General features: G+C 37.9%; 22 protein-coding genes and 1 riboswitch. Of the genes, 11 read left to right on the top strand and 11 right to left on the bottom strand.

Going from position 1 to position 24,125, the window contains the following annotated elements; all coding sequences use genetic code 11:
• The first annotated feature begins 85 nt into the window (after positions 1–85).
• From FJA49_RS01445 to FJA49_RS01420, 6 genes are all read left to right on the top strand, one after another.
• On the top strand, positions 86–3,184 hold the full coding sequence (locus tag FJA49_RS01445; protein WP_139998095.1) for a SusC/RagA family TonB-linked outer membrane protein: 3,099 nt from the start codon (positions 86–88) through the stop codon (positions 3,182–3,184).
• A gap of 11 nt (positions 3,185–3,195) precedes the next feature.
• Positions 3,196–4,614, top strand: coding sequence for a RagB/SusD family nutrient uptake outer membrane protein (locus tag FJA49_RS01440; protein ID WP_139998093.1), 1,419 nt, complete (start codon positions 3,196–3,198; stop codon positions 4,612–4,614).
• A 135-nt stretch (positions 4,615–4,749) separates the two neighbouring features.
• On the top strand, positions 4,750–5,649 hold the full coding sequence (locus FJA49_RS01435; protein ID WP_139998090.1) for a MerR family transcriptional regulator: 900 nt from the start codon (positions 4,750–4,752) through the stop codon (positions 5,647–5,649).
• Between the two features lie 54 nt (positions 5,650–5,703).
• Positions 5,704–7,167 (top strand): phytoene desaturase family protein, encoded by a 1,464-nt coding sequence (locus FJA49_RS01430; RefSeq protein WP_139998087.1) that lies wholly within the window; start codon positions 5,704–5,706, stop codon positions 7,165–7,167.
• A gap of 20 nt (positions 7,168–7,187) precedes the next feature.
• Positions 7,188–8,027: a phytoene/squalene synthase family protein gene (locus FJA49_RS01425; protein WP_139998085.1), complete on the top strand. Its 840-nt coding sequence runs from the start codon at positions 7,188–7,190 to the stop codon at positions 8,025–8,027.
• Between the two features lie 8 nt (positions 8,028–8,035).
• Positions 8,036–8,494: a sterol desaturase family protein gene (locus tag FJA49_RS01420; RefSeq protein WP_139998084.1), complete on the top strand. Its 459-nt coding sequence runs from the start codon at positions 8,036–8,038 to the stop codon at positions 8,492–8,494.
• A gap of 48 nt (positions 8,495–8,542) precedes the next feature.
• Here FJA49_RS01420 and FJA49_RS01415 read toward each other — a convergent pair whose 3' ends face one another.
• From FJA49_RS01415 to FJA49_RS01395, 5 genes are read right to left on the bottom strand one after another with little or no spacing between them, the layout of a single operon-like run.
• Entirely contained in the window at positions 8,543–9,076 is a 534-nt protein-coding gene (locus FJA49_RS01415; protein WP_139998082.1) for a DUF4252 domain-containing protein, read from the bottom strand.
• A gap of 10 nt (positions 9,077–9,086) precedes the next feature.
• Positions 9,087–9,638 (bottom strand): DUF4252 domain-containing protein, encoded by a 552-nt coding sequence (locus FJA49_RS01410; protein WP_139998080.1) that lies wholly within the window; start codon positions 9,636–9,638, stop codon positions 9,087–9,089.
• Between the two features lie 34 nt (positions 9,639–9,672).
• Positions 9,673–10,152 (bottom strand): DUF4252 domain-containing protein, encoded by a 480-nt coding sequence (locus FJA49_RS01405; RefSeq protein WP_139998078.1) that lies wholly within the window; start codon positions 10,150–10,152, stop codon positions 9,673–9,675.
• A 5-nt stretch (positions 10,153–10,157) separates the two neighbouring features.
• Complete coding sequence (locus tag FJA49_RS01400; RefSeq protein ID WP_139998076.1) at positions 10,158–10,598, bottom strand: hypothetical protein; 441 nt, start codon at positions 10,596–10,598, stop codon at positions 10,158–10,160.
• On the bottom strand, positions 10,585–11,094 hold the full coding sequence (locus FJA49_RS01395; RefSeq protein ID WP_139998074.1) for an RNA polymerase sigma factor: 510 nt from the start codon (positions 11,092–11,094) through the stop codon (positions 10,585–10,587). Before FJA49_RS01395 ends, FJA49_RS01400 begins: the two co-directional genes overlap by 14 nt.
• Before the next feature lie 136 nt (positions 11,095–11,230).
• Between FJA49_RS01395 and FJA49_RS01390 the strand changes: the two genes are divergently transcribed.
• The gene (locus FJA49_RS01390) at positions 11,231–12,685 is read left to right on the top strand and encodes a S41 family peptidase (protein ID WP_139998072.1); all 1,455 of its coding nucleotides are present in this window, start codon (positions 11,231–11,233) and stop codon (positions 12,683–12,685) included.
• A 67-nt stretch (positions 12,686–12,752) separates the two neighbouring features.
• Here the strand turns inward: FJA49_RS01390 and FJA49_RS01385 are convergent, their stop codons facing one another.
• From FJA49_RS01385 to FJA49_RS01370, 4 genes are read right to left on the bottom strand one after another with little or no spacing between them, the layout of a single operon-like run.
• Positions 12,753–13,727 carry a T9SS type A sorting domain-containing protein gene (locus tag FJA49_RS01385; RefSeq protein ID WP_139998070.1) on the bottom strand — a complete coding sequence of 325 codons (975 nt, stop codon included), beginning with the start codon at positions 13,725–13,727 and terminating at the stop codon, positions 12,753–12,755.
• 6 nt (positions 13,728–13,733) lie between these two features.
• The gene (locus tag FJA49_RS01380; protein WP_139998068.1) at positions 13,734–15,029 is read right to left on the bottom strand and encodes a DUF5074 domain-containing protein; all 1,296 of its coding nucleotides are present in this window, start codon (positions 15,027–15,029) and stop codon (positions 13,734–13,736) included.
• Positions 15,030–15,055: 26 nt separating this feature from the next.
• Positions 15,056–16,093 (bottom strand): DUF5074 domain-containing protein, encoded by a 1,038-nt coding sequence (locus FJA49_RS01375; protein WP_139998066.1) that lies wholly within the window; start codon positions 16,091–16,093, stop codon positions 15,056–15,058.
• Positions 16,094–16,096: 3 nt separating this feature from the next.
• Positions 16,097–17,929, bottom strand: a complete 1,833-nt coding sequence (locus FJA49_RS01370; protein ID WP_139998064.1) for a TonB-dependent receptor plug domain-containing protein — start codon at positions 17,927–17,929, stop codon at positions 16,097–16,099.
• A 31-nt stretch (positions 17,930–17,960) separates the two neighbouring features.
• Positions 17,961–18,158: riboswitch (cobalamin riboswitch) on the bottom strand.
• Between the two features lie 334 nt (positions 18,159–18,492).
• On the opposite strand from FJA49_RS01370, the gene FJA49_RS01365 reads away from it, so the two are divergent.
• Genes FJA49_RS01365 through FJA49_RS01350 form a run of 4 tightly spaced genes read left to right on the top strand, consistent with a single transcriptional unit; the run spans position 18,493 to position 22,031 of the window.
• Positions 18,493–19,638, top strand: a complete 1,146-nt coding sequence (locus FJA49_RS01365) for an ABC transporter substrate-binding protein (RefSeq protein ID WP_139998062.1) — start codon at positions 18,493–18,495, stop codon at positions 19,636–19,638.
• 8 nt (positions 19,639–19,646) lie between these two features.
• Positions 19,647–20,678 carry a FecCD family ABC transporter permease gene (locus FJA49_RS01360; RefSeq protein ID WP_139998060.1) on the top strand — a complete coding sequence of 344 codons (1,032 nt, stop codon included), beginning with the start codon at positions 19,647–19,649 and terminating at the stop codon, positions 20,676–20,678.
• Positions 20,678–21,469, top strand: coding sequence for an ABC transporter ATP-binding protein (locus FJA49_RS01355; protein WP_139998058.1), 792 nt, complete (start codon positions 20,678–20,680; stop codon positions 21,467–21,469). The genes FJA49_RS01360 and FJA49_RS01355 overlap by 1 nt, the downstream gene beginning before the upstream one ends.
• A gap of 49 nt (positions 21,470–21,518) precedes the next feature.
• A complete protein-coding gene (locus tag FJA49_RS01350; protein ID WP_139998056.1) occupies positions 21,519–22,031 on the top strand; it encodes a hypothetical protein in 513 nt (170 codons plus the stop codon).
• On the opposite strand, the gene FJA49_RS01345 is transcribed toward FJA49_RS01350, so the two are convergent.
• Positions 22,028–23,635, bottom strand: a complete 1,608-nt coding sequence (locus FJA49_RS01345; RefSeq protein WP_139998054.1) for a class I SAM-dependent methyltransferase — start codon at positions 23,633–23,635, stop codon at positions 22,028–22,030. The two genes, FJA49_RS01350 and FJA49_RS01345, sit on opposite strands and share 4 nt — an antisense overlap.
• Positions 23,636–23,674: 39 nt before the next feature.
• Positions 23,675–24,124 (bottom strand): tRNA (cytidine(34)-2'-O)-methyltransferase, encoded by a 450-nt coding sequence (locus FJA49_RS01340; protein WP_139998052.1) that lies wholly within the window; start codon positions 24,122–24,124, stop codon positions 23,675–23,677.
• Between the last annotated feature and the right edge of the window lies 1 nt (position 24,125).

The following is a 24,125-nucleotide window of genomic DNA, read 5'->3' as shown; positions in this document are numbered from 1 at the left end:
CTCCTTTTTTTGTGCCGTTTTTTATAGCAGCTAAAAAACGATACGTGTAAGTGTATGCTGCTAAAATTAATCAAATCTTTTAAAAATGAAGAGTAAACTATCAAAAATTCTATTCGGATTTTTGCTTCTCAATGCGCTAATAGCAGCAGCGCAAGAAAAGGAAATTTCCGGCTATGTTACTGATGCGAACAGCCTTTCGCTCCCCGGTGTTACTGTAACAGTAAAAAACACCACACTCGGAACCCAAGCCGATTTCGATGGAAAGTTCACTATTAAAGCAACTCCTGATGATATTCTTGTCTTTACTTTTTTGGGATACAAAACCCAGGAAATTAAGGTTGGAAGTCAATCCAGTCTGACAGTACAACTTTTGGATGAAAGTGTTGGGTTAGACGAAATTGTAATTGTTGCCTATGGTACACAAAAACAACGTGCGGTTGTTGGTGCTATTGGAAAAGTGAGCAGCGAAGTTTTGGAAAAACAACAGGCCACTTCAGTTATTTCTGCCTTACAAGGTTCCGTTCCGGGTGTCAGCGTTATTAATTCGAGCGGACAGCCGGGTGAAAGTCCAACGATACGTGTCAGAGGAATCGGTTCGATTAATGCATCGGCCTCTCCCCTGATTATTGTTGACGGTGTTCCGTTTAACGGAAACATTAACTCTATTAGTTCTGACCAGATTGAATCTATGAACGTTCTGAAAGATGCAGCGTCTACGGCTTTATACGGTTCTCGTGGCGCCAATGGAGTTGTTGTTATCAAAACAAAATCAGGTAAAAGAAATTCGTTGCCTCAGGTAAGTTTTAGAGTTTCATCAGGAATATCCAGTGATGCAGTGAAAACGCACGAGGTTTTGGGCACTAACGACTATGTAAAATATTTATGGGAAGCCAGAAAAAACACCTATCAGTATGTGCAGGGACAGACTCCTGAAAATGCAGCTAACAATGCCGCTTCAGGTTTGGTCAGTGCTATGGGATACAATCCGTATAATGTTCCAAACATTATCGATTCGAACGGGCAGTTAAATCCGAATGCCCAATTAAACTGGCAAACCAATTGGAAAGATGAGCTATTCAGAAACCAAAGTTTTAGGAATGAATACAATTTCAACGTAAGCGGTGGTAGCGATAACACAACCTATTTCTTTTCTGGAAATTACCTGAATCAGGACGGATTGGTAAAAACATCAAAGTTTGAACGTTCCACATTCCGATTGAACCTTGACACCAAGGTAAATGATTGGCTTGAAGTGGGCAGTAATGTTGCCTATTCTGCATCCCGACAAAACTTTCCGGTACAATCCGGTACTTCCTTCACAAGTACCATGAGCTGGATTTATGCAATGCCAAGCGTATATCCTGTATACAGGCGAAATCCTGATGGCAGTCTTGTTGCTGGAAATATTTTTGACTACGGAAATACAGCTCAATTGGTTAATGGAGTACGTCCGTTAATGAGTGGTGATAATGCTGTAGGTTCACTTTATAACGATCAAAACCGTAACAACAGAAGCAATGTAAATCTTAACGGATATGCTAAGTTTTTATTGACAGACAAGCTTTCCTTCAAGACCAATCTGGCTTATGAAGATTACAACTATGATGCTAAGGAATACATGAGTTCGGTTTATGGACAAGCATCAAGCGTTAATGGTAGGGTAAGTCGTGAAAAGACAAGCACCAAAACCATAAACTTCATCAATGCATTGCGTTATGACAATAATTTTGGAGATCATTCTGTTGGTGTTGATGTAATTTACGAAGCTTACCAATCTAAAAATGACCTGTTTGCAGCTTCTTCGACCGGATTCTTGCCTGGAGTGACTGTTATTGGCGGTGGAACAACTCCTGAATCTATAGATGGTTACGTTTTGGAAGACCGTTTGAACAGTTTCTTAGGAAGAGTGAGTTATGATTTTGCAAACAAATATTTCCTTGAAGCTTCCTATAGAAGAGATGGTTCTTCCCGATTTTCACAAGATGTACGTTGGGGTAATTTCTACTCCGTTGGAGCTTCCTGGATAATCTCGGATGAGAATTTCTTAAAAGACAGCAATGTTCTCAACCTATTAAAATTAAGAACTTCATACGGTGAGTTGGGTAACAATCAAACGGCTTCGTACTTTCCGTATATCCAAAGTTTTGAAACAGGTTTCAGCCAATTAGAAAACCCTGGTGTATTATTAGGCGACCGAGTTGATAAAAACCTGACTTGGGAAAAAACGGCATCATTCAATATCGGATTGGACTTTGCCCTTTTCAACAATCGTCTGGAAGGTTCGGTAGATTATTACAACAAAAGCTCAATTGACCTTTTATACAATGTCCCTATCCCATCATCAACCGGAAATACAAGTGTTTTGACCAATGCGGGCTCTCTAAGAAATTACGGACTTGAAGTAAGCTTGACATCGCATAACATCAAAACTGACAATTTCTCATGGAATACGAATCTGAATTTCTCTTTAGACAGAAATAAGATTACAGAACTAACACAGGATTCATTTATCACGGGATTAAACCGTTGGGAAGTAGGCCGCTCTCTTTATGATTTTTATTTGAGAGACTATGCCGGTGTTGATCCAAATGACGGTTATGCTATGTGGTATAAAGATGTAACAGATGCTAACGGCGCTGTTGTTGGTAAGGAAACTACCAAAGATTATGACGAAGCAACCAGATATTATAACAAATCGGCACTTCCTAAAATCATTGGAGGTATTACAAACTCTATCCAATATAAAAGGTTTGACGCAAGTGCTTTGTTCAATTTTAGTTTAGGTTCTTATGTTTATGATTCGGATTATGCTGCATTGATGGGCGGAATTTCAAGAGGCAGACAAAGCTCACCTGACATTGAAAATCGTTGGACAAAACCGGGAGACATTACCAATATACCGGTACTGTTAAACTCGACCAATAATTTTGCTGCTGCTTCGACACGATTCTTGTACAAAAACGATTACCTGAGATTAAAGGCCTTAACAATAGGATACAGTCTTCCGATTGAGAACATTCATAATTTGAAAATCAATCAGGCAAGAGTTTACCTTCAGGCGGATAACCTGCTGACCTTCCAATCGCATAAAGGAATCGATCCGGAACAAAGTATTAACGGTACAACCAATTTCAGGTCGCCGCTTTCAAGAACCGTGACATTAGGATTCAACCTTAATTTTTAATACCTAAAGACATGAAAAAAACATATATTTTACTCGCCCTTCTATCCGCAAGCCTTTTGCAGACCGGATGTTCTTCGGATTTCTTAGACGATCCGAAGCCAACAAATAATGTCACTCCCGATGTTATTTTTAGCAACCGTGCGGGTGTCGATGCATTTATTGCAGGAATCTTGCGATTGAACCGCGGGCAATTCCTTAACAATGAGGCAGCCGGATTGCAGTCTATTTATTTTGCAAGAAGCGTAAAAGGCGAATCGTTAATCCAGAAACAAATCTGGTTTGGTGACGATTATGATTTCCAAAATCGGGAGGCGACCTATACACGACCTAATTTTACATGGAGATTTTCATATAAAATTATCGACCAGTTGAACAACCTGATTCAAGGAATTGATTCCAGCAGTCAGCTTTCAGAGCAAGACAAGCGGGAAACAAAATCGCAGGCTTTAGCGCTCAGAGGATTTTATTATTTCCAATTGGCTTTGGAATTTGGTGATGCTTGTCAATCTCCTAAAAATTTGCAATTCCCTCCTATTTATACGGAGCCGACATCTGAAGGAAAAGGTCTATCGACAAAAACAGAGTTTTTCGGCCAGATTTTATCCGATCTTGAAACGGCTGTCGCTGGTTTGTCAGACGAAAGAATCGACAAATCGTATATCAACAAGCAGGTAGCACAGGCTTTTTTAGCACAAGTATATCAATATGTTGGAGATTGGGATAATGCCAAGACAACCGCCCATGAAGCCTATGGTGGAAACACCGCTTCGGTTTTGGATGCAGCTAGCTATTCCAAAGGATTTAATGATTTTAATGCCAGAGAATGGTTATGGGCTTTGCCACAAACGGCAGACCAAAGTGCGTATTACATGTCTCATCCACACGCCATGATGGATCACGTGGCTGTAGCGTATCACGGGACATTTGTCAATGATGATTTTGTCAGCCTGTTTTCAGCCACTGATGTTAGAAATTTGTTTTCAAATCTTTATAATGCCCCTGTTGGTGACTGGCAAGAATTTGTGACTTCAAAGTTCAAGTTTACTTTTGATGCCGATATTCCTATCCTCCGTTACCCGGAATTGATTTTGATTGAAGCTGAGGCCGAATATCGTTTGGGCAACGAGACCAGAGCACGAGAATTGCTGGATGCGATTCGTTTGAATCGAGACAACCAGGCACAAGCTTCAACAGCTTCGGGCAATGCTCTTTTTGAACTTATCTTAACAGAAAGAAGAAAAGAACTTTACGGTGAAAATGGTGTTGAATGGTTTGATGCAAAACGTTTGTTACGTGGAATTACCCGAACTGGAAATCATAGGACTCAAATTAATCTGGCACCTGACGATAAACGATTCGAGCTTAAGATTCCGCAAGAAGAAATTGATGCCAATTCAAACATCCCAAATTCTGTAAACAGTAATCGATAAAATTGTTAGTTAGTTAGAAACCCTAAAAACGCAATCTGCATTATGTAGGTTGCGTTTTTTTATACCTTCTAATTTTCACCCTATTCCCAATACTGATTTATTTTATTATTTTTGTTTAACAAACTGTCAAAAACAATGAACAGCACTAAAAGTGTTTTCAGTATCAAAGACCTGGAAAATTTATCCGGCATAAAGGCCCATACCATTCGGATATGGGAGAAAAGGTATAATATCCTTGAGCCGATGCGTACTTCCACAAACATCAGGCTATACGATGCTGAAAACCTACAAAAGCTGCTTAACATTACGCTGTTACACAGTCATGGTTATAAAATCTCAAAAATCTCAAAGTTCCCACCTGAAAAGATTCCGCAACTTGTAAGTGAAATCGTTTCAGATAAGAATATACAACATCAGGCTATCAGTTCTTTTAAAATAGCAATGATGAATTTTGATACAAAGCTGTTCCATACCACTTATGACAATCTACTTATCGCTAAATCGTTCCGGGAAATTTTTAAGGAATTATTCATTCCATTGTTGAATGAGATTGGATTGCTCTGGCAAACCGGAACAATCACGCCTGCCCATGAACACTTCATCAGTTATCTTGTTCGTCAAAAATTAATAAACAATATCGAGCAGCTGCAGCTTGTAGAACCGCTCAAAAAAGACAAAGTTTTTGTATTGTACCTACCACAAAATGAAATTCACGAGTTGGGACTACTATATCTTAATTATGAGATTCTTTGTCACGGATATCAAACTGTTTATTTAGGACAATCCGTTCCAGTTGAAAATTTAAAAGGACTGTCTGCCCATTTTCAGAATATAGTATTCCTGACATACTGGACTGTTGCACCCGAAACCGATACTATTCCTGACTATCTTAAAAAAGTTCAGTCTGAAATTTTGAATACTGACAGTACTGAATTTTGGATTTTAGGAAAAATGGCCAATCATATTGAATTGGAAAACCTCAACCCAAAAATTTCCGTACTTACTGCTATACAGAAGGCGCTAAACAAACTATAATTATTTCTTAAAACCTCAATTCTGTTTATCATTTCGCTATATTTGTTAAACAATATGAGCAAAAACATCAAAATCATAGGTTCGGGCTTTTCTGCTTTAGCAGCTTCGTGCTACTTGGCAAAACAAGGCCATTCTGTAGTGATTTATGAAAAAAATGCAACTACTGGAGGACGTGCCCGACAACTAAAAAAAGATGGTTTTGTTTTTGACATGGGGCCAACATGGTACTGGATGCCTGATGTTTTTGAAAGGTTCTTTGCTGATTTTGGAAAAAAGCCATCAGACTATTATGATTTGTCCAAATTATCCCCGGCTTACAAAGTCTATTTTGGAGAAAAAGATAGCATTACTATTGCCGACAATCTGGAACAGATTGCCTCAGCGTTTGAAGATGTAGAAAAAGGCAGTTCACAAAAACTAAAAGAATTTATTTCGGAGGCCCAAAGCAATTATGACATCGCTATAAAGAATTTGGTTTATCGTCCCGGGGTTTCTCCTTTAGAACTGATAACGCCGGAAACAATGCTAAAGGTCGGGCAATTTTTTGGCAACATTTCAAAAGATGTACGCAAACGATTTAAGAACAAAAAATTGATTCAGATATTGGAATTTCCGGTACTGTTTTTAGGCGCTAAACCTTCGGATACGCCATCGTTCTACAGTTTTATGAATTTTGCCGATTTCGGACTCGGAACCTGGCATCCAAAAAACGGAATGTATGCTGTAGTCGAAGCCATGCAAAAACTGGCAGTAGAATTAGGCGTAGAAATAAAGACAAATGCTGTTATTGATGAAATTAGTGTAGCGAACGGAAAAGCAGAAGGACTTATCGTCAATGGAACTAAAATAGAAGCTGACATTATTGTAAGCGGTGCTGATTACCATCATACAGAAACTCTATTGCCGCTAAAATACCGTGCCTACACGGAAGAATATTGGAATAAAAAAACGTTTGCACCATCCAGCCTACTGTTTTATGTAGGTTTTGACAAAAAGATAACTGATGTAGAGCATCATACTTTATTTTTTGATGTGGATTTTGAGAAACATGCCGCCGCCATCTATGACGACCCGAAATGGCCTGAAGAACCATTGTTTTACGCCAGTTTCCCATCAAAAACAGATGAAAATGCAGCTCCTGAAGGAAAAGAGGCCGGAATATTTTTAATTCCCTTGGCTCCTGGCATAACCGATACAGAAGAATTGAGAAACGTTTATTTTGACAAAATCATCAAACGTTTTGAAAAACTTACCGGACAAAACATTCGAAATAATATTATCTTTAAGGAGTCCTTTTGCATCAATGATTTTACAAAAGAATACAATTCCTATAAAGGAAATGCATACGGATTGGCGAATACGCTTTTGCAGACTGCTTTTTTAAGGCCCAAGCTCAAAAGCAAAAAAGTCAAAAACCTATATTTTACAGGCCAGTTGACGGTTCCTGGACCCGGAGTTCCTCCTGCATTGATTTCAGGAAAATTGGTTTCAGAACTCATCCAGAAGAACAAATCTTAGAATTGCTAAACTACACCACCATGAAAGCTATTTTTGACCACATTTCCTTTGAATCCAGCAAGAACGTGACCAAGGCGTACAGCACCTCTTTTTCTTCTGCCGTAAAAATGCTTTCGCCTACAATCCGACAGGACATTTACAACATCTACGGTTTTGTACGATTTGCGGATGAAATTGTAGACAGCTTTCATGAATACGACAAGAAAAAATTATTTGATTCTTTTGAGCAGGATTTTTATAGTGCCTTAGAAGATGGCATCAGCCTGAATCCCATATTAAATTCATTTCAGCATACCGTAAAAAAATATGACATTCCTATAGACCTCATTAAAGCTTTTTTGGCGAGCATGCGTTGGGATCTCACCAAAACAGAATGCAACAACAAAGACGAATACCACAATTACATCTACGGTTCTGCAGATGTTGTGGGATTGATGTGCTTAAAAGTATTTGTAAAAGGTGATTCCGCAAAATATGAAGAATTAAAGCATAGTGCCATGAAACTAGGCTCTGCTTTTCAGAAGGTAAACTTTCTGAGAGATATGAAAGAAGATTTTGAAAGCCTTAACCGCACCTATTTCCCAAATGCAAATCTGGAACAACTGGATGAAGCCTCAAAAAAACAAATCATAGACGAAATTGAAAATGATTTCAAATATGGTTACGAAGGCATTTTAAAACTGCCTATCGAAGCAAAACTTGGCGTATATACTGCCTATGTTTATTATAAAAAACTGTTATATAAGTTGAAGAAAACACCTTCGGCTAAAATAAGAACCACACGCATACGTGTTCCTGATTATGAAAAGCTAAGCCTGTTTGCCAAATGCTATTTCAGCTATAAATTGAACATTTTATAATTTGTATTATGTGGTTACATCTGCTTGTTTTTATACTTACATTCTGCATCATGGAATTCATGGCATGGTTTAGCCATAAATACATCATGCATGGTTTTTTATGGAAATTACATGCTGATCATCATAAAAAAGACCATGATTCGTGGTTTGAAAGGAATGACTCTTTTTTTATCATTTATGCTGTCATCAGTATTATCTTTTTTCTTTTATGGCAAAACGATATTCTTGAAATAGGACTGGCTATTGGCTTAGGAATCTTTGCCTATGGCTGCGCCTATTTTTTGGTACATGACATTTTTATCCATCAACGGTTTAAGCTATTCAGAAATACAGACAACCGGTATGCGAGAGCCGTAAGGCGGGCACACAAAATGCACCACAAGCATATCGGAAAAGAAGATGGGGAATGTTTCGGAATGCTATTGGTTCCTTTTAAATACTTCAGACAGGAATTCCGTAAAAAATAAAAGCGCCCAATAATCGGACGCTTTTATAACTAACCATAACAACCTAATCTAATTCGGTACCATTTTTTGAAGCGGCTTTAGCTGCTCAATATCCAGGTCTGCTTTTTTCAATACAGAAAGCATTGTCATTATTGATGTTGGAGACATATTCTTGCCCAACACTCTGACTACAGCAAAACCTGCATCATTTTTATTGGCATAAAGCACAAACTCATCAATCGCATCATCTTTGCCTACGAAATATACGGCTCCACCTTCTTTTCCGGAATTAACCTTAATAAGTTCCTGATATTTTTCATTCTTCAGGATAGTCTTAATTTTAGCACGTTCTGTTTCAAACTTCGCCGGATTTTTTTCATCCGCCTTAAATGCTAAGATGTTCATCTTTTTTAAGGTTTCCAGCGCCGCATTTTCATCGGCAGAAATTTCAGATTTATTCAATTTTAATATGTCTGTCGTAAGATCAAGAGCTATAAAATCTTTTGATTCCGTGTTTTCAACAAAATACTGCTGTAAGGTTGGTTCTGAATTGCAGCTCCATAACATAAGGCATAACGCTGCTACTATTGCAAGTTTTTTCATGGCTTTCTTTTTATTTTGGGCCTTTCGGTCCTTTTGGTCCTTTCGGTCCCTTAGAACCTTTTAATCCTTTTTTCAATGCGTCTCCACCCGGAAGATTGTCTGTCAATGCCGATACGTCGTTAAGGTCGAAATCACCTCTCAAAGACATCAAGACTGTCTCGTCTTTGCCACCGCCTTCGATAAACATCAGCAGTTCTTTTACTCTTGTAGAAGAGCCTCCTGATTTGACATAAATCTTGATATTTTTTCCGCCATCGTTGACTCTCATGAGTTCTTCCAGGGCAGCAGACTTAAGATATTTATCAGAAGTCACTTTCATATCAGACGTTACTTTAGGATTCGATGTAACGAATACTCTCAAGTTATCAAGCTTTTTGACCAGATTCATATATTGTTGTGATTCTTTGTCGTCCGCCTTGATGTTTCCCATCATTTCAAACATCTTTTTGTTTACGATGACTGCTGTTACTCCTTCAAGCCCGTCATACTTGTCAAAAGTTGACTGCGCAAAAAAGGTGAGCGGCATTAATGCTAGGATTGCTGTTATTAAAAACTTCTTCATTTTAGTTGTATTTACTGATTTTTTTATGCATTTCTTATTTTGACAAACCGTCAAGGTTGGCCAGGTCAATATCGCCTGTTAGAGAAATCAAGACTGTTTCTTCGCCTTTTTTATCCCCTCCGTCGATAAACATAAGCAATTCTTTTACTTTAGAAGAGCTTTTTCCTGATTTCATGTAAATCATCACATTTTTTCCCTCATCATTTACTCTTACTAATTCTTCAAGACCTTCTTTTTTTCGGTAAGAATCGAATGCTGATTTCATATCTGCCGCTTTTTTGATACTTGAAGTAGAGAACAATTTGAAACTATCAATATTGTTGGCCATCTTCATGTATTTTGCCGCTTCTTTTTGTTTTACATCTGGTTTCACTTCTCCAAGCATTTCAAATGCTTTTTTGTTTATTACTACAGAAGTAATATCATCTTGCCCGTCAAATTTATCAAATGCTGACTGTCCGAAAAAGAAAGTTGGAACTAAGGCTAAAGCTAGGGTAATTATAAATTTTGTCATTTTTTCTAATTTTTAAATATTAAGTTTTTTGATTCTTGGTACTCATTAACGTATTGCATACTTTCAACGCCTACATTCACATTCTTTGACAACAAATTCAAGGCTTTTTGCGTTTCTTCAAACGCTTTTTCAGGATCGTTATAGGTACCTAAATCCTCGCTCTGATTGATGTTTCTGTTGTAAAATGTAAACATGCCCAGCATAATTACAATTGATGCTGCAACTGACAACCACGCTACCTGTAGTTTTCTAGATTTTAGTGGAATCTGCTGCTCAAACTTTTGCTCTTTTGCTGAAGAGAAATAACCAAACATTGCCTTGTAATGCTCCAAATGCTGCGCAACATCTGCAGATGAAAAATAAGCTTTTAACTCTTTTTCTTCGGCAATAGAGGTTTCTCCCTCAAAGTATTTTTCTAATAATATTTCTATTCTATCCAATTCCATAATTGTGTGTTTTTGTCATAAATTCTCTAATCGTCTTCCTTGCTCTTGAAAGCGCAACTCGCACTGCGGTTTCATTCATATCCATCATTTTGGCAATTTCTTCAAATTCATATTGTTCAACATCTCTAAACTGTACTATCATTCGTTGTTGTTCTGGAAGTCCGTCGATAATTTTTTCGACCCATCCTAAACTATCCCGGTCTTCAAGTTGCTTTTGCATTCCGGCCTGTCCGTCTGTATAATTATTATGTACAATCTGGAGGTTTCCGGCTCTTTTTGATTTCAGCTGATCCAAGCAATAATTTTTTGTAATTGTCATGGCAAAAGCTTCAACACTATTATACTTGTCCAACCCATTTTTTTTATCCCAAAGCTTGACCAAAACTTCCTGCGTTGCATCTTCTGCTTCCTCCGTACTGACAAGCAGACGTTTGGCAAGCCGAAAGACTTTATCCTTAAAAGGAGTTATCAGTTTTACAAACTCAGTTTGGTTCATTATTTGACTTTTAATTGGTCGGTTATATAATCAAGACGAGCCACTTTATTTTTTGTTACAAGAAAAAATTGAAATTAAGACTAAAACTTCTAAATTTACGTTAATTATATTGCTATACCTATAAGATATCTTGTTTATGAAAAAGACCTTTATATTCGCAATCCTTTTATTCATCGGAATTTCCAGCTTTTTTGCTTGTCAGGATGACCTTGATGATATTGAAGTTCCAAGGCAATTAAAAATTAACGATTTTATATGGAAAGGTCTTAATTTATATTACTACTGGCAAGCTGATGTAACTGATCTTTCTGATAGCCGCTTCCCTAATCAGGGTGAATTGAATGCTTATCTTAATGGTTTTAGCTCACCGGAAGATTTGTTTTACAGTCTTTTGAACAATTATCCGACTACCGACAGGTTTAGCGTCATTTATAGCGATTATAGCGTTTTAGAAGGCGTTCTTAGCGGAAATACGGCTAATAACGGAGTCGATTATCAGCTGTTGCGAAAAACGGCAGGCTCTGATGAAGTTTTTGGATGGGTACGTTATATCATTCCAAATTCTGATGCTTCCTCTAAAGATATCCATCGTGGTGATATTTTTTATGCCGTGAATGGAACTCCTTTAACTGTCAATAATTACAGAGAATTGCTTGCGGGGCAGAATTATACCTTAAATCTGGCTGACTATGATGGCGGGAACATCACTCCAAATACACGTTCTATAGCATTGACCAAAACAACACTGGCTGAAAACCCAATCCTAATCAGTAAGATTCTAACTCAAGATACTCATAAGATAGGTTATTTAATGTATAATGGTTTTTACGGAGAATATGACAACAACCTGAATACAGCATTTGGCCAGTTCAGATCAGAAGGCATAACCGAGCTGGTATTAGACCTGAGATACAATTCAGGTGGCGCAGTCAAATCAGCTGCCTATCTGGCAAGTATGATAACCGGCCAATTTAGCGGTCAAGTTTTTGCCAAACAGGAATGGAATACCAAAATTGAAGATTATTTTAATGACAACGATCCGGAACAGCTTATTAACCGATTTTCAAATAACATTAGCGGCAATGCTATAAACAGCCTAAACCTGACTAAAGTATATGTATTGACTTCAAAAAGTACGGCTTCTGCCAGCGAATTAGTCATTAACGGACTAAAACCTTATATTGAGGTGGTACAGATTGGAGATGTTACAACTGGAAAAAATGTAGGGTCAGTAACTTTATATGACTCGCCTTCATTTGCAAAACAAGGACGCTCCAATCGCCATAAATATGCGATGCAGCCTATCTGTTTTAAAATTGTAAACTCTGCAGGATTTGGAGAATATCAAAATGGTCTGACTCCTACTACTCCTCAAGTTGAAGATTTAGGAAACCTTGGAGTTCTTGGTGAGCCTACAGAACCACTTTTGAGCATTGCCATTTCACAGATTACAAACGTAGGAAGAAGAAGAGGCCAACAGCCTGAAAAAACATACGAACCTTTCAAAGATCGTAAGTCAATGCAGCAATTTGGAACTGAAATGTATATCGATAAGGTTCCGGATGGAATTAAAGATTTTTTCAAGTTTTAATCAATAATAAAAAAACAAAAAAGGCTTCCTGATCAGGAAGCCTTTTTTGTTATCAACGGTTGCAAAATTATTTCACAACCAAACGTTCATTAACCTTTTTTGTTCCGGTATGTATCTCTACTATATACATTCCCGTATTTAATCCCGAAACTGGAATAGCTTCCTCGTCTTGGATATTTTTTTCAAAAACAATTCTGCCAGACAGGTCATAGATTGTTATCTTGCCTGTCTCTTCCAGATTACGGATATAGAATTTTTCTGAAGCCGGATTTGGATACAAAGCGATTGCTTTTCTGGAAGCATCATCTATACCTAACGTACTTTGATGGATTACACCTACGGCATCCAGGTCAAATCCTCCTGAATTAAACGGCGTAGGAAAAGAATCATTCACTGCATTTCCGTGACTATCATAAGTAGCATACAACGGATCTATCGAACCTACAACATCGATTACTTTTACGTGCGTAATTTTGTTCTTATCCAACAGCTGATTGTCCGGAATATCCGTCAAATCAAAAGGTGTTCCTTTGCTACCGTACTTTCCTGCCAGATTGTTCAGAAAAGGTGCTGATGGTGTTCCAAAAGTTCCAATCTGGGTAGCGGTCTGTGTTTGGCTATGCGCCGGAAATCTAAAAAAATTAATACCGTCAGAACTTACTTCTACAAAACCGAGTTCTAAAAAAGAAGGGCCTCCGTTTTCAAAAACAGCAAAATCAAATCCCGGCCCGTTGATGATTGGCAATTCAAATGTCAGAATTGCACTGCCTTCATCACCCAGACATACAACGCTTCCATTGGCAGGCCCAACCGCATTTTGAGGAACACCAGCCGAAGCCCGGTTGCTTCCAGAAACTACAAGACTTGAATTGGCCTTATTGACATAACCTCGCTCTACCGTAACACCTGTAGCCCAAGCCACAAAAAGCGGACTATTGGGTTCTATAGCTGTTGAGCCTGCCACTCCTGCTTCCGGCGCATACGATTGTGCGAAAACCGGAGAAAGAGACATCAGAGACATCAGGGATAAGATTCTTTTCATTAGGTCTTACCTTTTTATTATTTTCTGTACGCTTTTTGTATTATCGATTGTGATTTCCACAACATACATCCCCGGATTCAATTCAGAAATACCAATTCCTGAAGTAGCATAAGCTTGATTTTTTATCAGTCTTCCTGCCATATCATACATTTTTACTGTAGCCGGCTTATCTGTATTTACATATAAATAATCTGTTGCGGGGTTAGGATAAAGCACAATATCCAGTTTTGAATGTTCTCCGGTTCCCAAATTGCTATCAACAGCTTTGACGAAACCATTTGGCAATTTCCCTACAGTATAGGTATTCGCTAAAGTTCCATCTGTTGTTGAATACACATATACTTTACCATTAGCTACATAATTAACTGCATCACCTATATAAATCTTGTTATTGATGATTTCCATGCCATAGATTCCGTACTGGTTCTGTGGAGGCAACGTAAAGAAAGGTGTTGCTGGCACAGTTGTATCTGTAATCGATGTTTTGAAAACATCTGCATTAATACCATAATACACATTGCTGCCATCAATTTTCAAATTCGATGGATGCTTTTGAGGAAAGTCAACCTGACCTATAACGGTATTGGTTGTAGTATTTATTTTAACTAAAGCTCCAAATGTTTCTGATCCTGACCAGTTTGGTTTTCCACCGCAAAGCACGTATAAAATTCCATCTTTTTCTACCATTGAATTTGGAACATCACCTACCTGAATAGTTTGTTCCAAAGTATTTGTTGCAGGATTAATTACAGAAATTGTGTTTCCATAACCATAGCCCCCTTGATGCGCCACATACAACTTTCCGTTTATTTCCAGAATTCTTTCAACACCTTCTGCCAAAGCAATATTTGTTTCAATTGTATTGGTAGAAAGATTAATTACTGCTACATAATCATCGGTTGCACTTCCTCCGTTACCCCAATTGGTCACATAGGCTTTTCCATTACTAAAAGCAATATATCTTGGATTGCTAAGTCCTGTATTGATAGTCGCTACATATTGAAATGTCTGGCTATTGACAATTTTAATCGTATTAGAAATATTCACAACGATATATGCATAATCACCGTGGATAGCAATATTCTGAGCCGTATCTCCAAGAGCACCGTCATTTGGATTTACTGTTGCATAAATATTGTTTTGCAGGTCTCCTGTATTGGAAAGAAAAGAAACCGAAGCGTTGTTAGAACCTGCGCCTCCTTCATTCAGGATAAAAACGCCATCGTTAAAGTTTTGTCCAAAAACCGGCAGAGCGGTAAAAGATAGTAAGCTGGCTACAAGAAAGCCGTAAAGTTGTTTCATGGAATTGAGTTAAAAAAAATTGATTATTAATTGAAATAAAAGCCGTTTGGTCCGACTCCTACTGTAATTGTTCTTAATAGGGAACCTGTTGTTGAATAGATATACGCTTTGCTGTCTGAGGCGAAATCTCCACCATCGGCAATATAAATTTTGCCATCGTTTACTGCAAAACCATACATTCTTCCATCTTGTGACTGGGATTGATAGGTTAGCAATGGAGTTGACGGAGCTACAGTCGCATTAATAGCCATAGCATAAACAGCCGTATCCACAGTATAATAAATCTTATTGTCTTCAATATTCAGGTTTTTAGCTCCTGCTGAAATAGTAATCGGAGTTCCAACAACTGCATTGGTAGCCAGATTGATTTTTGCAAGTTTTTCAGAACCTAAAACATATAAGATCCCGTTTTCTTCTTCAAAAGAATTAGGATTGAATCCAAGTTGGATAGTCGTTTCTACATTATTTGTTACCGGATTGAAAACTGTAATAGAAGTAGCATCTCCATAAGCATAACCGTTAGCGATATACAGCTTGTTATTTTCTTCTATTATTTTTTCTGACCAGACACCAATAGTTGCCTTACTTGTAGAATAATCTGACAGATTGATTACCGTCAAGAAATCGTCTGCACCTGTCATCCAGTCTCCTGCATTAGTTACATAAGCCTTACCATTGGCTACAGCTCCATATCTTGGGTTTTCCAGGTTAGTACTGATCGTTGCAATAAACTCAAAAGTATAACGGTTGACAACTGTAATTTTATTAGCCGAACCTGAAATGATAAAAGCTCTTGTATTATCAAAAAACATTGGCTGAAGGTAGGTTCCTAATCCTGCCGCTCCCGGATTGACATTTCTAAAAACATCTTGCTCTACAGCTCCAGAATTGCTGATAAAAGTAATAGAGCTGGTAGTAACGGTTGAATTTCCTTCATTTACTACAAACATTCCATTGTCATATTGACCTAATGATACGTTTGGAGAACTGTCATCACTGCTACATGAAGCCAAAAAAAGTGAGCTTGCAAACAGCATCAAAAAAAACTTATTTAGCTTTTTCATATTTTAAAAATTTAAGGTTAGATACATATTAAAATTTCTTCCAGGCAGAAATCGGCTTTCTACACTGGCATAGTTTTCATTTAAAAGATTCAGTACCTGAAAGCCTACAATCCAGGAATCTTTTTTTCCAAAATCATAACTTACTGAGGCATTGCTTACAAAATAAGCATCAATATTATATCGTGAATTGTTGTCAGATCTGGTAAAAACTTCTCCGTTATACAGACATTGGTAATCTACAGCCAGCTTGTTCCAGGAATAACTCAATGAGGAAGTAGCCTTATGATACGGAACATAAATCAACTGTTTCTTTTTTTCCATGTCTTCTGAAACAGTATAAGCATAAGTCCCGTTCAACATGAAATGGTGCTTTCCAAAACTTTTTGACCAATTGACCAAGGCTTCACCTCCGTAGGTACGGACTTTATCTGTGTTTTGTGGCGACCATACAGAACCATTCGGAATCCAGCGAAGCATGTCTTTAATATCGATATAATAACCGGTCAGCGTGACTTTGAAACCTGCAAAACGGAACTCGTTTCCTATTTCTGCCTGATACGAGGACTCGGGTTTAAGGTCTTCATTTCCGCCCGGTTGCCAGTATAAATCATTAAAAGTGGGTACTCTGAAGTTTTTTGAACCGTTTAGTTTTAATGTATAAAAATCAGTAGCTGCCCATTTCGTCCCTAAAGAAAATAAAAATGGGCTTTTGTAGTTATTGGTAAATTCTTTTCTGAAGCTTAGATCGTAGCCTATTTTTTGTGTCAGTTGATGCTTAAATAGCAGACTGGCGGAACCGATGTTTCTTTGTTCGTTTTTAATATCAGAACCTTCTCCTTTATTTTGTGTAAAATCAACAACCGCATTTAGCTTAATTGCATCACTGGCATCAAAGGCAAGGTCGTATTTTCCAATATAAGTCCTCACCTGCCCAAAGGTGTAGTTGTCTGACTTTACGTTGCCAAAATATTTATACTTTTCGCTTAGTGCGGCTACTTTTACTTTAGAAACAAATTTGCCGAAAAAGCTATCCCATTCCAGTAAATTACGGGAATTCAGATCCTGATATTTGGTTGGGATTTCAGAAGGAAAGATGAGCGAAAAATGTCTTTCGCCTTCAAACACCTGACTGTATAGTTTTAAAAAGTTAGCATCGTTAATCTTATAACCTACTGCTGCATTGAGGCTGGTATTATGGTATTGTCCGTTTAAGTTTTTGCCGTCGGAATCCACATACTCATAATCATTATCAGAACTGTTTCTGGACACACTCATCTGAACGCTGAATTTGCCATCAGAAGCATCAATCTTATAGTTTCCACCAAAAGTATTGAAGCTGCCATAATTCAACCGAAGCGTATTAGAAAAATGTTCTTTAAAACTAATAGTGTTATTGAGGTGGATACTTCCGCCAATGGCGCTGCTTCCATAAATCGAACTTCCGCCTCCGGCACGAACAGCTATAGAATTAAAGTCTCTTGTAGTGATGGTATTGAAATCAGTCTGCCCGTTCAATTGCGAATTAATATTGATTCCGTTCCAGACAACGGCAGTTTGCTGTGCGGTTGTTCCTCTGAAAGATGGAGAAGACACCATACCAAGTCCATTTTCTTTAAAATAGATTACGGAATTATAATTCAGCAATGAAGTAAGCGAAGATTGGTTTTTGTTGATAATGGAGTCCTGCAATTTCAATACCGACTGCGAATCCGAATAATCCTTAAGCTGTAGGTCTGAAATTTCTACTACTTTCAAATTATGGATGCTGTCATGCTGTGCCAATGCAGATTGGCAGATGCAGAAAAATAAAAACAGGTATAGCTTTCTAAAAATCATAATTTTCGAAACCTTTTTCCCGAAGGTTTGATAATTGTTAAGAAAAAAGGCAGGTCTCCTGGCTTGCGTCTTGTTGTTTACCTTCCCATCCGCAATGTGCCGGACAGTGGTTTGTAGATAACAACAAGCTAAATAGCTTACAGTTGCGGGAACAGCTTTGGTTTTACACCAAATTCCCTTTTAATGTGATTTGTAACAATCAATCACAACCTTAATTCGAATGCAAATATAAAGCATTTGATTTAATTTTTTTCAAAAAGCTCAATGGAATGCTTTTTTGAGCAGCCTTTTTTGTTTTTTTATTATTTTTTCATTCGATTACAAAACATTTTTGCAATGCAAAAAAATTCTCCTGCCAAAAAAAATTGAATGAATTACCTAAAATCTTATACCAAAATCAAATTCCAATAAGTTTATATTTTTCTTGCTTTGCGGCTCTGCGTCTTTGCATGAAATAGTTGTGCGTAAAGATGCAAAGTTCCTCACTTGATTGAAAAATCAAAAAACTGCTGTCGGTTCAATACAATAACTTTTATCTTTGCGGTCTTCACAAAAACTTTTTTATGAAATCATTTCTTTCAAAATATTCCTTATTTCTGTTCTTGCTTTTCGCAGTAGCGTGTAAAAAAAATGACCCTGTCAACTCCACTGTTACAGAAGCAAAACCTCAAAACAGCATACGTTACGCAAAAGGATTTGAAATTTACAAGCATGAAGGATATTCTATCGTAAAGGTTTCAAACCCTTGGCCTGAAGCCAATAAAACCTTTACCTATGTGCTTCATAAAAAAGGAATTTCTTTGCCTGACAGTTTAAAAAATTATACTTCCCTGCAAGTTCCTATCAAAAGTGTTGTGGTGACTTCAACAACACACATCCCATCTTTAGAAATGCTTGGAGTTGAAAACACTTTGCTTGGTTTTCCGGACACCAATCTTATTTCGTCTGAAAAGACCCGAAAGCTTATTGATGCTGGCAAGGTTAAGGAAGTTGGAGCGAATCAGAGCCTCAATACAGAAAGGCTGATCGACCTTGATCCGGAAGCTCTTGTAGGCTACAGCAGCGGCAGTGATACTAAGACCTATGACAATTTGCAAAAAAGTGGACTGAAAGTTTTTTTTAATGGAGACTGGATGGAAGAATCACCTTTAGGCAAAGCAGAATGGATTAAATTTTTCGGAGCTTTATATGGCCTGGATGAAAAAGCAGATCTTTTGTTTTCTGAAGTGGAAACTGCATATAAAGAAGCTACAGAATTAGCTAAAAAGGCAACAACAAAACCGACTGTTTTAAGCGGTGCCATTTATAAAGAACAATGGTATATGCCTCGAGGCAACAGCTGGGCAGCGACATTTCTGAAAGATGCCAATGCAGCTTATCTTTGGGCCGACAGTGAAGGAACAGGAAGTCTGGCACTTTCATTCGAAACGGTTATGGAAAAGGCCGAAAATGTAGATTTTTGGATTGGCCCTGCTCAATTTACTACTTTTAAGGAAATGACAGAAAGCAATCCTAATTATGCTCATTTCAAAGCTTTTAAAAACAAAAACATCTATTCTTTTAGTAGCAAAAAAGGAAAGACAGGCGGGATATTGTATTATGAGCTGGCATCAAATCGTCCGGATCTTATCCTGAAAGATCTTATCAAGATTTTACATCCTGAACTGCTTCCGGAATATGAACTGTATATTTTTGAAAAATTAAAATAATCTATCGTTTGCAGCAAAACAGCCGAAATAGAATTCTTTTCATAGCCTTGCTTATCTGCCTGGCTGCCTGTTTTTTGCTGAATATCAGCCTAGGCTCTGTCAATATCCCTATTGAAGATATCGCCAGTTCCCTTTCTGGTGGACAGGCCAGCAAAAATTCATGGGAAATTATCATTTGGAATTATCGCTTTCCTAAGGCTTTGACCGCCATATTGGTTGGCATGGGCTTATCGATAAGTGGCTTGTTGATGCAGACTTTATTCCGAAATCCGCTTGCCGGGCCTGATGTTTTGGGATTGAGTTCAGGAGCCAGTCTTGGCGTTGCTTTTATAATTCTAGGTTCAGGACTTCTACCTCCTTTTTTAAGCGGCTTTTTCCTTTCTTCCTACGGAATCGTACTTGCTTCATGTTTGGGCAGTCTTATGGTATTGTTAGCCGTATTAGTGGTTTCACAGCGGCTTCGCAATACAATGGCCATTCTTATTGTGGGTTTAATGTTTGGAAGTTTTACAAATGCAATTATTGGCGTACTCTCCTACTTCAGTACGGCAGAAGAGCTGCAAAAGTTTACCTTCTGGTCTTTGGGCAGTCTGGGTAATATATCCTGGCCCAATATTCTGATTCTGTCTATCTGCTGTTTGATTGGACTCTTATTAAGTGCTTTATGTATCAAACCTTTAAACGCCCTGCTTTTAGGCGAGCGTTATGCTAAAAGCCTTGGTATCAATTTTAAAAAAACACGGCTGATTATTATTATAGCAACCAGCTTGTTAGCAGGCAGCATTACTGCCTTTGTTGGCCCAATTGCTTTTATAGGACTTGCCGTTCCGCATATTTCAAAAATGGTTTTCCAGACCAGCAGCCATTATGTATTATTTTGGGGCACGCTACTTTTTGGAGCTATAATACTGTTGATATGCGATACCGTTTCACAAATGCCGGGGAATGATTTTACTTTGCCTATCAATGCAATAACTTCTATCCTGGGAGCACCTATTGTAGTATGGCTCTTAGTCCGTAAACGAAAATTCATGATCTGATGAGCACAGGCAAGACTATACTTAAGGCTGAAGAATTGAGCATTGGATATTTCTCAAAAAAAGAGAAAACTATCATCGCTTCGCAAATTCATTTGGATTTAAAAGCGGGAAAACTGATTTCTTTGATTGGAGCTAATGGGATAGGAAAATCGACTTTGCTCCGAACGCTTACCGGAATCCAAAAAGCACTTTCTGGCCAGGTTATATTAAACGAAAAAGACATTCGGAATTACAGCCCTTCTTCTTTAGCACAACAACTTAGCATCGTATTGACAGAGAGTTTGCCTCCCAGCAATCTTACTGTTTTTGAATTAGTCGCTTTGGGCAGACAGCCTTATACCAACTGGATTGGGAAGCTTACATCAGATGACAGGGAAAAGATCAAGGAAGCCATGGATCTCACGCAAATCAGCCATCTGGCAGATAAAAAGCATTACGAAATTAGCGATGGCCAATTGCAAAAAGTTCTGGTTGCAAGAGCCCTGGCACAAAGCACTCCTTTGATTATATTAGATGAACCCACAACACATTTAGACCTGCTTCACAAAGTCTCATTATTTAAACTGCTTAAAAAACTGGCTGTAGAAACTCAAAAGTGCATTTTGTTTTCTACACACGATTTGGATCTGGCGCTACAATTAAGTGATGAAATGATTGTCATGAGTCCCGAGAAAACATTGCAAGGCACACCCGAATCTTTAATCCAGTCAGGAATATTGAATTCTTTATTTAAAGATGAAAACATCTTTTTTGACACCGGAAAGGCTAAATTTATTCTTAAAAACCTATAAAATAATCAGTGTATCGCCTATCTTTGATAGGACGCTAAAAACTGATACAATGAAGTTTTGTTTATCTATCTTATTCCTTTTCTCATCAATTATCATCAACGCTCAGGTTCGGATGGAGTTGACACCAAAAGGATTTGATCCGAATCCGATACGGGTCAGCATTCCTTTTATGACGAATGAGAAATTTATTAACGGTACACAGCTTTGGATACAAGAGTTTAGTCGTGGCGAAGCAGATGTTTCAGAAGTAACCCAAAATTCGCTGACAATCGATGCTTTTAGAGACAATGCTTTTTTTTACCGAAACCTTGGAGATACGTTCTATCAAAAAGTAAAATACCGCATGAAAATTTCCAAAGAAGGAAATGAATATGTGCTTTCTTTCCAGGTAACTGAAATTTATGCTAAAAAAACACTCTTGAAATCAGGCATTACGGATTATTTTACGCCCGACGGGAAAATGAAAGACGGGTTTCAGGACGTAAAACCATCTATTGAGAAAACAGTAGGCATTATATTGGATTCTTACTACCGATATATCACTAATTACGCCAAGTCTTAATCTCCTTTCAGCAGGTTGATGCTTACGGTAGCTATATCGGAGTCCGGAAATTTTCTAAAAATAGCTTTATCCGGAAATAAGCCTGCTTCAGCTGCTATTTTATTAAATACGTCTATTTCTACTATATACTGGTCTGAAAACCCATGTGTAGCATCATAGGCTGTTGCAGCCGTCTTTCCTATATTCATTGCTGTTAAAGCAGGATTTATGGTATGGAGCTCTATCAGCAAAAGTCCAAATTTCTTGACATAAGGCGACCATTTTTGCAGATGCTCTAAAAGATTGTCTTCTACTTTGTTATTAGAAATTCGTTCGCCTCTAAAAGCAAAAGCGCCGGTAGAGTTGCTAATCCTGTCTTTGGATATATGTTTTGGTTCTTCCCAAATACGGTTATGGTCAAGAAATGTCCTGACATTCAGCAAATCTTTCAAATCGATTGCATAATTTTCCATCAGATCATGTGACAACAGATCCGGTCTTCCAATGTCGCCCCAGATTACTTTAGCCCAGATATCTGCTTTTATCAGGTTGGCACGTGTGACTTTCAAGGCTGCCTGATTATAATCGGCTCCTACAAGAAACAACGGATATTCATCAAGCATTTTCCCTCTCAAGGTTTGCCTGTCAATAACTTCAAAAATGTGTTGCATAAAAGCGCCGTTTCCGCAACCCATATCCAAAATCCCTTTAGGCTGTTCTTCTATCGGGCGATTAAAGAGCTGAACGATGATTTCATCTACAATTTTAAAATAAGTATCATGGGCACCTCCACTTCCCCAAACATTCATTTCTCTGTCTACATGGATTTCATTTTCGCCATCGGCAACCATCCTTAGCACATTTGGGTCACCAAATATCAGTTCTTCAATTTTAGCAAATGTTGGCAAATAGGAGACGGTAACACCGTAAGCGCTGGCTCTTTTGGCAAAGAACAACCCGGTTTCGGTAAATTGGTAATTCCCATTTTTTTCCTGAAACCATCCCAAATAGGTAAAAAAGTTCAATATCTTTTTAAAGCTTTCCGGATTCTTGTGAAATTCTTCCGGCCTGAACGAAGTTTCCATAAAATACTTATGAAACATTCCACTCATAGCCAATCGCACAATCGTAGGCCCAATCAAATAGCCTTCTATATGTTTTAGGACTTGTTTCTGGACTTCATTTTCTAACGCATCTGCAGAGAAATCGATTCCATAATTAAGCTTAAATTTTTCAAAGATCTGATCCAATCTTTCAAAAGGAGCATCTTCAAAAATTCTGGGATGAAATTGCGTTGAAAATTGCAAAAGATCGACTACATCCTGGTAAAGATGTACCATTGAAAATGCAATGGATGTCTTATCATTTACCGAAAAACTAATAGTATCGGTAGTCGTATCAATATGATAATCCAAAAAACCTTGTGAGCATAATACCCGTAAGCCGACATTCAAATAACCTTCGTTAGCTTTGAATTGGGTTTTTAATTCTGACAGGTTGGCTTTTTTATTCTTCAGTATATATTCAAGAACTCCTTTATTTTTTAAAGCAATGGCTACAGGAGCAACTGCCAGGCCGTCGAGATGCCTGAAAATAGAACTGCGAAGGTAGGATTTGTCAATCATAGATATTTTTAAAAAACTGCTTTCAAATATACTATTTTTTTAGATGGAAAGCTGCCTTTTTGCCTCGCCTATTGCAAAGGCGACCGAGTTTGCCAGATTATAACTTCTTACCAAAGGTGAAATTGGAATAGTCAGATGGTTTTCAAATAGACCCAAAACTTCCTTACTCAATCCAACTGATTCTTTTCCAAATACAAGCCAATCACCATCCTGAAAAGTTTCTTGTAAATAGGACTTAGGGCTATGAGAACTAAATAGAAAAACTCTTGATTTGTCTGGTATTTGATCCATCCATTCTTCAACAGACTGGTATTCTTTCCAATCCAAATGTACCCAATAATCAAGACCGGAACGCTTCAGGTTTTTATCAGTAATCTGAAATCCAAAAGGATGGATCAGGTGAAGGCGGCTGCCTGTGCCAACACATAAACGGCCAATGTTACCGGTGTTATTAGGTATTTCTGGTTCAACAAGAACTATATTCAGCATT

The sequence above is a fragment of the Flavobacterium microcysteis genome, from assembly GCF_006385255.1.
Taxonomy (GTDB): domain Bacteria; phylum Bacteroidota; class Bacteroidia; order Flavobacteriales; family Flavobacteriaceae; genus Flavobacterium; species Flavobacterium microcysteis.
The sequence above is the reverse complement of the archived record's forward strand: the minus strand, read 5'-3'. Positions and strand labels throughout refer to the sequence as shown.

What these genes read in the sequence shown, in the direction of transcription:
- FJA49_RS01445 (WP_139998095.1), top strand. Translation starts at nt 86, where the DNA reads ATGAAGAGTAAACTATCAAAAATTCTATTCGGATTTTTGCTTCTCAAT.
- FJA49_RS01365 (WP_139998062.1), top strand. Translation starts at nt 18,493, where the DNA reads ATGAAATCATTTCTTTCAAAATATTCCTTATTTCTGTTCTTGCTTTTC.
- FJA49_RS01355 (WP_139998058.1), top strand. Translation starts at nt 20,678, where the DNA reads ATGAGCACAGGCAAGACTATACTTAAGGCTGAAGAATTGAGCATTGGA.
- FJA49_RS01370 (WP_139998064.1), bottom strand. Translation starts at nt 17,929, where the DNA reads ATGATTTTTAGAAAGCTATACCTGTTTTTATTTTTCTGCATCTGCCAA.
- FJA49_RS01390 (WP_139998072.1), top strand. Translation starts at nt 11,231, where the DNA reads ATGAAAAAGACCTTTATATTCGCAATCCTTTTATTCATCGGAATTTCC.
- FJA49_RS01430 (WP_139998087.1), top strand. Translation starts at nt 5,704, where the DNA reads ATGAGCAAAAACATCAAAATCATAGGTTCGGGCTTTTCTGCTTTAGCA.
- FJA49_RS01345 (WP_139998054.1), bottom strand. Translation starts at nt 23,635, where the DNA reads ATGATTGACAAATCCTACCTTCGCAGTTCTATTTTCAGGCATCTCGAC.
- FJA49_RS01410 (WP_139998080.1), bottom strand. Translation starts at nt 9,638, where the DNA reads ATGAAGAAGTTTTTAATAACAGCAATCCTAGCATTAATGCCGCTCACC.
- FJA49_RS01350 (WP_139998056.1), top strand. Translation starts at nt 21,519, where the DNA reads ATGAAGTTTTGTTTATCTATCTTATTCCTTTTCTCATCAATTATCATC.
- FJA49_RS01405 (WP_139998078.1), bottom strand. Translation starts at nt 10,152, where the DNA reads ATGACAAAATTTATAATTACCCTAGCTTTAGCCTTAGTTCCAACTTTC.
- FJA49_RS01440 (WP_139998093.1), top strand. Translation starts at nt 3,196, where the DNA reads ATGAAAAAAACATATATTTTACTCGCCCTTCTATCCGCAAGCCTTTTG.
- FJA49_RS01375 (WP_139998066.1), bottom strand. Translation starts at nt 16,093, where the DNA reads ATGAAAAAGCTAAATAAGTTTTTTTTGATGCTGTTTGCAAGCTCACTT.
- FJA49_RS01435 (WP_139998090.1), top strand. Translation starts at nt 4,750, where the DNA reads ATGAACAGCACTAAAAGTGTTTTCAGTATCAAAGACCTGGAAAATTTA.
- FJA49_RS01415 (WP_139998082.1), bottom strand. Translation starts at nt 9,076, where the DNA reads ATGAAAAAACTTGCAATAGTAGCAGCGTTATGCCTTATGTTATGGAGC.
- FJA49_RS01400 (WP_139998076.1), bottom strand. Translation starts at nt 10,598, where the DNA reads ATGGAATTGGATAGAATAGAAATATTATTAGAAAAATACTTTGAGGGA.
- FJA49_RS01425 (WP_139998085.1), top strand. Translation starts at nt 7,188, where the DNA reads ATGAAAGCTATTTTTGACCACATTTCCTTTGAATCCAGCAAGAACGTG.
- FJA49_RS01395 (WP_139998074.1), bottom strand. Translation starts at nt 11,094, where the DNA reads ATGAACCAAACTGAGTTTGTAAAACTGATAACTCCTTTTAAGGATAAA.
- FJA49_RS01420 (WP_139998084.1), top strand. Translation starts at nt 8,036, where the DNA reads ATGTGGTTACATCTGCTTGTTTTTATACTTACATTCTGCATCATGGAA.
- FJA49_RS01380 (WP_139998068.1), bottom strand. Translation starts at nt 15,029, where the DNA reads ATGAAACAACTTTACGGCTTTCTTGTAGCCAGCTTACTATCTTTTACC.
- FJA49_RS01340 (WP_139998052.1), bottom strand. Translation starts at nt 24,124, where the DNA reads ATGCTGAATATAGTTCTTGTTGAACCAGAAATACCTAATAACACCGGT.
- FJA49_RS01385 (WP_139998070.1), bottom strand. Translation starts at nt 13,727, where the DNA reads ATGAAAAGAATCTTATCCCTGATGTCTCTGATGTCTCTTTCTCCGGTT.